This window comes from uncultured Paraglaciecola sp. (genome assembly GCF_937123705.1).
In the GTDB taxonomy this organism is placed as follows: Bacteria; Pseudomonadota; Gammaproteobacteria; order Enterobacterales; family Alteromonadaceae; genus Paraglaciecola.
Window position 1 is genome coordinate 1 of sequence record NZ_CAKZKO010000001.1, and the last position, 3,461, is coordinate 3,461.

Sequence of the window (3,461 nt, forward strand, 5' to 3'; positions counted from 1 at the left end):
TAACAATAAACGATGCTTCTTCACCGTCTAAGAACTCTTCAATAACCACGCGGCTGCCTGCTTCACCGAACGCATTTCCTGCTAGCATATCGCGAATGGCATCTTCGGCTTCCTCAAGGGTCATGGCGACGATAACGCCTTTACCCGCGGCTAGGCCGTCTGCTTTAACTACGATGGGGGCACCTTTCTCACGCACATAAGCAAGAGCGGGGGCTATTTCAGTGAAGTTTTGGTATTCAGCCGTAGGGATGTTGTGACGAGCGAGAAAGTCTTTGGTGAAGGCTTTAGAGCCTTCGAGCTGGGCAGCGCCTTTGCTCGGGCCAAAACAACGTAAATTGCGCCCGGCAAAGAAATCAACAACACCATCAACCAGCGGTTGTTCTGGGCCAATAATGGTCAATGCTACAGCGTTTTGTTCGGCAAAATTTGCCAGTGATTCAAAATCGGCAATATCGAGGACGACGTTGGTGCATTTGTTTTCAGTGGCAGTGCCGGCGTTGCCTGGAGCAACAAAAACCGTATCGACATCAGAAGATTGGGCTGCTTTCCAAGCTAAGGCGTGCTCGCGGCCGCCAGAACCAATGATCAGTACATTCATAATAATAAGTCCGTAAGTTCATCAAAAAAGGCCGGAATGAATCCGGCCTTGAACAAGTCTTAGTGACGGAAGTGACGCATGCTGGTGAACACCATGGCCATGTCCGCTTCGTCGGCTGCGGCGATAACTTCATCGTCGCGGATTGAGCCGCCGGGCTGGATGACGCAGCGAATACCCGCTGCAGCGGCGTTATCAATGCCGTCGCGGAAAGGGAAGAAAGCGTCAGATGCCATGACTGAGCCGGGCACTTTTAAGCCCGCATGCTCGGCTTTAATGCCAGCAATACGCGCCGAATTAATACGGCTCATTTGGCCTGCACCAACACCAACGGTACGTCCGTCACTGCCATATACAATGGCATTAGACTTAACAAACTTGGCGACTTTCCAGGTGAACAGTAAATCACGGATTTCAGCTTCGGTAGGTTGACGCTTGCTGACAATTTTGAGGTCCGCAGCGGTGATAAAACCTAAGTCGCGATCTTGCACTAACAAGCCGCCATTAACGCGTTTAAGATCATAGTCGGCAGTGGCTACGCCCCATTCGCCGCACGCTAATAAGCGAACATTTTTCTTTTCGGCAACAGCGGCTCTGGCTTCAGTCGAAATGCTTGGTGCGATAATGACTTCAACAAATTGACGATCGCAAATGGTTTTAGCCGTCTCTGCATCTAACTCGCGGTTAAATGCAATGATGCCGCCAAAAGCGCTTTCAGTATCGGTTTCAAAAGCAAGGTCATAGGCTTTTAAAATGCTGTCGGCAATTGCTACACCACAAGGATTGGCGTGCTTAACAATAACGCAGGCAGGCTCATCGAATTGCTTCACGCACTCAAGCGCTGCATCAGTATCAGCGATATTGTTGTAAGACAGTTCTTTACCTTGCAGCTGCTCGGCAGTAGCAATAGAGCCTGCAGCTGGATTTTTCTCAACATAAAATGCTGAGTTTTGATGCGAGTTTTCACCGTAGCGCATGTCTTGGGCTTTGGTGAATTGAGCGTTAAAAGTACGGGCAAAGTTGTCATTGCCGCCAGGTACTTTTTTGCCGAAGTAGTTGGCAATTGCGCCGTCATAAGCGGCCGTGTGCTCATAGGCTTTGATGGCCAGATCGAAACGGGTGGCTTGTGAGGTGCAGCCGTCGTTGGCCTTCATCTCTGCCAAAATTGCTTGGTAGTCAGCAGCGTTAACGACGATGTTGACGAAAGCATTGTTTTTAGCCGCTGCGCGAACCATGGTAGGGCCGCCGATGTCGATATTTTCAATCGCATCTTCTAAAGAGCAGTCTGGGTTGGCAACGGTTTTTTCAAAGGGGTAGAGGTTAACAACAACCATGTCGATGGCGTTGATGCCGTGCTCGACCATCACGCTGTCATCGATACCGCGGCGGGCAAGGATGCCACCATGCACTTTTGGGTGCAGAGTTTTAACCCGGCCATCCATCATTTCTGGAAAACCGGTGTAGTCAGATACTTGAATCGCGGCGATGTTGTTATCGCACAGCAGCTTGTATGTGCCACCGGTCGATAAAATTTCTACACCGTGGGCGACTAGAGCTTGTGCAAACTCAACGATGCCAGCTTTGTCAGATACACTGATCAGTGCGCGTTTGATGGGGAGGTAGTTGTCGTTGCTCATAAGACCTTCTTCTTTCAATAGTCGGGTATGGCTTGGTGTTGATTATGCGGCAGCGAACGGCCCCATAATGCAAAAGGGGTGACTATTAAATCACCCCTCTCATTGGTACAGCTTTATTTACAGCAAGCCGTACTGCTTTAGTTTTTTACGCAGCGTGCCACGATTCAGGCCAAGCGGCTGCGCCGCTTTGGTCTGGTTATTGCGGACGTATTTCATGACCTGCTCGAGTAGCGGTGCTTCGATCTCCGACAGCACCATTTGATAGACATCCGATACTGGCTGGCCGTCGAGGTGTTTGAAGTAATTGGCCATCGCAACTTCAACATTTTCCCGCAAACTGGCAGCGGAGCTGGCCGAAATTTGCGGTTGTTCGGTAGACGGATGGCCAGAAATAGGCTCTTGTAAGAAAGAATCGCTATTGCTCATGCGGCGGTTTCCCCTGTGTTAACGTTCCCCAAAAATCTTATCGACATAAGCCAGCTGTGCATGCTCATTGTCCAGCCGGTTGAAGTGCTGTTTGGCGCTTCGACCGATGCTCTTTTTTTGTTCTTTAATGGGTACTCTCGGTCGTGCAGTTGCCGGCTCAGTTGAATTGATACCCACTAACAACTGCTCGAAATACCATCCCATGTGTTTGCGCGCGATTTTAACACCAAGATCGCGCCCGAACGGCGCATAATAGCTGTGGATTTTGCGCAAGTGTAACTTTACAACATCTACAAGAAAATCGCTCGTTTTGTGATCGATTTTTTGTGGGGTGTCGATAGCCCCTAGTAAGTCATTGATTTCTTGAAAGATCCACGGCTTACCCTGTGCACCTCTCCCTATCATAACACCGGCAGCGCCAGTATAGTCCAGTACAAATTTTGCACTTTTTGCTGAACAAATATCGCCATTTGCCAATACCGGCAGTTTGCAACGCTGGACCACAGTGGCGATGGTGTCGTATTCCGCGGCGCCCATGAAGCGGCAAGCTCGTGTGCGCCCGTGAATGGCTAGCGCCGCGATGCCGCATTGCTCGGCTATCTCAGCAATACCGACAGCATTGCGTTGCTGTGTGTCCCATCCTGTGCGAATTTTGAGCGTAACTGGCGCATTCACTCGCTGCACAACCGCTGACAATATATCGGCCACTTTGCGCTCATCTTTAAGTAGGGCCGAGCCGGCTAGTTTGCGGCAGACTTTTTTTGCCGGACAGCCCATATTGATATCGAGAATTTGTGCGCCCT

General features: G+C 50.2%; 3 protein-coding genes and 1 pseudogene. All 4 read right to left on the reverse strand.

Going from position 1 to position 3,461, the window contains the following annotated elements; translation table 11 throughout:
• A pseudogene (locus Q0688_RS00005) lies at positions 1-598 on the reverse strand (ATP-grasp domain-containing protein); the annotation flags it as partial.
• A gap of 59 nt (positions 599-657) precedes the next feature.
• Complete coding sequence (gene purH, locus Q0688_RS00010; RefSeq protein WP_299071258.1) at positions 658-2,232, reverse strand: bifunctional phosphoribosylaminoimidazolecarboxamide formyltransferase/IMP cyclohydrolase; 1,575 nt, start codon at positions 2,230-2,232, stop codon at positions 658-660.
• Between the two features lie 117 nt (positions 2,233-2,349).
• The gene (fis, locus tag Q0688_RS00015) at positions 2,350-2,658 is read right to left on the reverse strand and encodes a DNA-binding transcriptional regulator Fis (RefSeq protein WP_299071261.1); all 309 of its coding nucleotides are present in this window, start codon (positions 2,656-2,658) and stop codon (positions 2,350-2,352) included.
• 18 nt (positions 2,659-2,676) lie between these two features.
• A partial coding sequence (locus tag Q0688_RS00020) for a tRNA-dihydrouridine synthase (protein ID WP_299071264.1) occupies positions 2,677-3,461 on the reverse strand: 785 nt, incomplete at its 5' end.

Excerpts from the sequence above, each read along its gene's own strand:
- purH (WP_299071258.1), bottom strand. The coding sequence starts at position 2,232 with ATGAGCAACGACAACTACCTCCCCATCAAACGCGCACTGATCAGTGTA.
- fis (WP_299071261.1), bottom strand. The coding sequence starts at position 2,658 with ATGAGCAATAGCGATTCTTTCTTACAAGAGCCTATTTCTGGCCATCCG.